Source organism: Micromonospora sp. ATCC 39149 (genome assembly GCF_000158815.1).
In the GTDB taxonomy this organism is placed as follows: Bacteria; Actinomycetota; Actinomycetes; order Mycobacteriales; family Micromonosporaceae; genus Micromonospora.
Genome location: NZ_GG657738.1, coordinates 4,884,776 through 4,888,613, shown reverse-complemented (window position 1 = coordinate 4,888,613; position 3,838 = coordinate 4,884,776). Strand labels below are relative to the sequence as shown.

General features: G+C 75.3%; 4 protein-coding genes and 1 pseudogene. 1 reads left to right on the top strand and 4 read right to left on the bottom strand.

All coding sequences use genetic code 11. The annotated features are described in order from the left end of the window. The 3 genes and pseudogenes from MCAG_RS33815 to MCAG_RS21315 all read right to left on the bottom strand — a co-directional run. Positions 1–315 (bottom strand): annotated as a pseudogene (locus MCAG_RS33815) (hypothetical protein); the annotation flags it as partial. Positions 316–406: 91 nt separating this feature from the next. Continuing rightward, entirely contained in the window at positions 407–1,252 is an 846-nt protein-coding gene (locus MCAG_RS21320; protein WP_007075054.1) for an MOSC domain-containing protein, read from the bottom strand. Next, a complete protein-coding gene (locus MCAG_RS21315) occupies positions 1,249–2,082 on the bottom strand; it encodes a class I SAM-dependent methyltransferase (RefSeq protein ID WP_007075053.1) in 834 nt (277 codons plus the stop codon). The genes MCAG_RS21320 and MCAG_RS21315 overlap by 4 nt, the downstream gene beginning before the upstream one ends. Positions 2,083–2,196: 114 nt before the next feature. Here MCAG_RS21315 and MCAG_RS21310 point away from each other — a divergent pair, with 114 nt between their 5' ends. After that, complete coding sequence (locus MCAG_RS21310) at positions 2,197–3,264, top strand: LCP family protein (RefSeq protein WP_083802450.1); 1,068 nt, start codon at positions 2,197–2,199, stop codon at positions 3,262–3,264. A gap of 31 nt (positions 3,265–3,295) precedes the next feature. Here the strand turns inward: MCAG_RS21310 and MCAG_RS21305 are convergent. Next, a partial coding sequence (locus tag MCAG_RS21305; RefSeq protein ID WP_198141603.1) for an endo-1,4-beta-xylanase occupies positions 3,296–3,838 on the bottom strand: 543 nt, incomplete at its 5' end.

Genomic DNA, 3,838 nt, shown 5'->3' with positions numbered 1-3,838 from the left:
GTAGAGCCGGTTCGCCGGCGCGCTCGGGTAGGAGCAGTTGTCGCCGGCGCCCTTGGAGTCGTAGAAGGTCGCCTTGCCCTTGTGGACGGTCCCACCGGTTGGCGGGGCGGCGGCGAGCGGGGCGGCGGCAGCCGGCGGGGCGGCGCAGGCGGGGGTCGCGCCCGCGCGCAGGGCGAGGGTCAGGCCAAGGACGCCCGCGAGGGCGGCCACCCCGCCAGCGGCGAGCCAGCGGGACCGGCCGGGGCGCGGGGCGCGGCGGCGCCCGGGGCCGCCAGCGGCGTGGGGGGCGTCCGTGGGCGCGCTACCGTCCGTCACGCCGGTCATGCTGCCTAACCCATGTCGCCCGAGACAAGCCGGCTAAGCCAAAACTAAGACGCGGGCCGACCGGCCCGACCCGCGTGGCCGGTCAGGCCCCGGCCACCACCGGCCCGGGGGTCGCCGCCGCAACGTGCAGCGGGTCGCCGACCCGCACCGCGCCCGGCCCCTCGGGGACGAGGTGGAGCCCGAACAGCAGCCTCCCGCCGACGTTGCGGTGCCGGCCGAGCGTGCGCAGCGGTTCCTTTCCGCGTACCCCGGTCTCCTGGTCGGTGGTGGTGACCACGCAGCGACCGCACAACCCTGCGGCGCGGAACCACGCGGAGCCGACCCGCAGCCGGCGGCCGGCCCAGCCGTCCTCGGCCCAGGCGGGCGCGCCGGAGACGACCAGGTTGGGACGGAACCGGCTCATCGGCACGGGCGGCCCGCCGGCCTCGGCGAGCCAGCCGTTGAGTGCGTCGAGGGAGGCGGCGTTGGCCAGTAGCAGCGGGTACTCGTCGGCGAAGCTGACCTGGTCGCCGGTGTCGTGGGCCCGGGCGGCGGGCGGCAGGTGCCGGGCGGGCCGGGCCAGGTGGACCAGGCGGACCGGGCGGCCGAGCAGCGTGCCGAGCCACCCGTCGGCGGCCGGGCCGGCGGGGAGCGCGGGCACCGGCAGCCGGTCGCGGAACACCCGCACGGGCAGCGGCTCGCCCCCGGCCGGCTCGGCCACGTCGAGGTCGGCGTGGCCCTCGGCGCGTAGCGACAGGCCCCCGTCGCGGGGTGCGGCCCGCAGCCCGACCAGCGCCGTCACCTCCCGCTGGGTGAGGCCCAGGCCATCGGGGTCGACCACCATCCAGCGCCGGTCGCCGGCCAGGCCCCACGGTTCGACCCGGGCGGCGTCGTGGTCGAGCCGGCGGCAACCCTTGACCGGGTAGGTATACAGGGCCGTGAGCCTCACCACGCCGCACCGATGCCGTCACCCGGATACCAGTGCCGGGCCGGGGTCTCCCGGTAGGCGAGGAACCGCCGGCCGGTGCGTTCGGCGTGCTCGGCGAGGACGTTGGTGGCGGTGACGTTGTCGGTGAGCAGCAGCGCGCCGGGGGCGAGCTTCGGCTCGACGGCGTCGAACTCGCGTTTCTCGTGGGCGCGGCTGTGGTCGCTGTCGTGCAGGAAGAGGTCGACGGGCCGGTCGAGGGCGCCGATCGAGGCGATGGAGTCGCCGATCACCAGGTCGACGACGTCGGACCAGGGGGCGGTGCGGGCCAGGTAGCCGGCCTCGGGGTTGATGTCCAGTGAGGTGACCCGGCCGGGATGCCCCTCGGCGGCGTTACGCAGCAGGGCGGACGCCAGCACGCAGCTACCCAGCCCCTTGTCGACGCCGGTTTCCACCACGTGCGCCGGGCGGGTGGCGCGGACCATGGCGTACCAGCCGATCCGGCGGGCGTAGCGGACCTCGCGGTCGGCCAGGCCCCGGCGGGACGCCTCGGCCGTGGCCCGCTCGATGTGCCGGCGCAACTCCTCGTCGCCCTCGATCTCGGCGAACCAGCCACGGACGCGGGACACCGGCACGTCGCAGACGACGCTGACGAACCAGGACAGGTGCTGCCGGCTCAGCTTGGTCAGCTCGTACGTGTAGTTGTGGTGTTCCCGCGAGGTGACCAGCCAGCGGGCGGAGGTGCGCAGCACCTTGACGTCGTGCCGGGCCACCCGGGCGAGCCGCTTGGGAAAGGCGGCGACCGGGGCGAGCCGGGTGCGGGCGATGGCCCGCCGCAGCTTGGTTGCATCCACGGAAGGGTTCTACCAGTTCCGGGCAAACAACGGGTGGCGAAGTTCACCTTCGCCCGGCCCCGGGCCGCCCGATCGGGCCGGTGCGCGGCGCGGCGGATCGATAGCATCGCCGCCATGTCTCGTCCCGATCAGGCCGCGCGCCCGACCCAGGACGGCCCGGCCAGTCCGCCCGCCGGCCCGTCCACACCGGAGGGTGCCAACTCGCGCCCGAAGCGCCGCCGGTGGGGGCGGATCGCGCTGGTCGTGTTGCTCGCGGTGGCGCTGCTGGGCGCGGGTGGCGCGGTCGCCGGCGGGCTGTGGCTGCGGTCGGTGGAGCGGGGCGTCGACCGGGTCGACGCGTTCGCCGAGGTGCCGGAGCAGGAGCGGCCGGCGGCGGTGGCCCGGGGCGCGGTGAACATCATGGTCCTGGGCAGCGACTCGCGGGACCCGGACGGGACCACGGGGTCGCGGGCCGACACGATCATCGTGGCGCACCTGCCGAAGGACCGGTCGAGCGCCGAGCTGATCTCGATCCCCCGGGACACCTGGGTGCCGATCCCCCGCTCGGGCGACGGCCGGCACGGCGGCCGGGAGGCGAAGATCAACGCCGCGTACGCCTGGGGCGGGGTCCCGCTCATGGTGCGGACGGTGGAGCAGTTCACCGGCGTCCGCATCGACCACGTGGCGCTGATCGACTTCGCGGGGTTCCGGGAGATCATCGACGCCCTGGGCGGGGTCGAGATCACCTCGGAGAAGTCGTTCACCTCGATCCACCCCCCGTTCCGCACCTTCCGGCAGGGGCCGCAGCTGATGGACGGCGAGACGGCGCTGGACTACGCCCGGCAGCGCAAACAGTTCGCCGACGGCGACTTCGCCCGGATCCGGCACCAGCAACAGGTCATCAAGGCGATCCTCGACCGGGCCGCGTCCGGCGGCATCCTCGCCAACCCCGGCCGACTCAACGCCTTCGTCCGGGCCACATCGGACTCGGTCTCGGTGGACCGGGGCATGTCCCTGCTGGACATGGCGACCCAGCTACGCGGGCTGCGCGGCGGCAACCTGTTCTTCTTCACCTCACCCACCCGGGGCACGGGCACCGTCGGCAACGAGAGCGTGGTGTTCGCCGACGAGCGCCGGGCGCGGACCCTCTACGACGCGGTCCGCCGGGACGCCGTCAAGGAGATCATCGCCGCCGGCTCGTGACCCGCCGGGCAGGCGCTGCGCCCCGGCGACGTCAACGGTCGGAGCGCCGGCGGGCCAGCAGCTCGTCGAGCAGCGCCGCGTGGGCCGGCTTCGGCCGGAAGTCGGCGTCGAAGAGGCAGGCGGCGCCGTAGCCGCGGTGGTAGCCGGGGATCCAGCTACGAGCGTCGGTGAACCCCCACACGGTGACCGACACGCAGGCGGCCACGTCCAGGCAGGCGCGCAGCGTCTCCCGGTACAGCGCGGCCTGGCGGCGCAGCCCCTCCCCGGTCGCCGGGAGCCGCACCCGCACGTCCAGCTCGGTGACGGCGACGCGCACCCCCAGCGCGGCAAAGCGGCGCAGGTTGCCCCGGACGTCCCGGGGCGGTCGCTCGGCGTCCAGGTGCCCCTGGAAGCCCACCCCGTCGACCGGTACGCCGTCGGCGCGAAGCTGCCGCACCAGGCTCAGCAACGCGTCGGCCTTCCCGGTCCGCCCCTCGGTGCCGTACTCGTTGACGAACAGCTTGGCGTCGGGGTCGGGCCTGCCGGGCCCAGCGGAACGCGTCGGCGATGTAGCCGGGGCCGAGCTTGCGCAGCC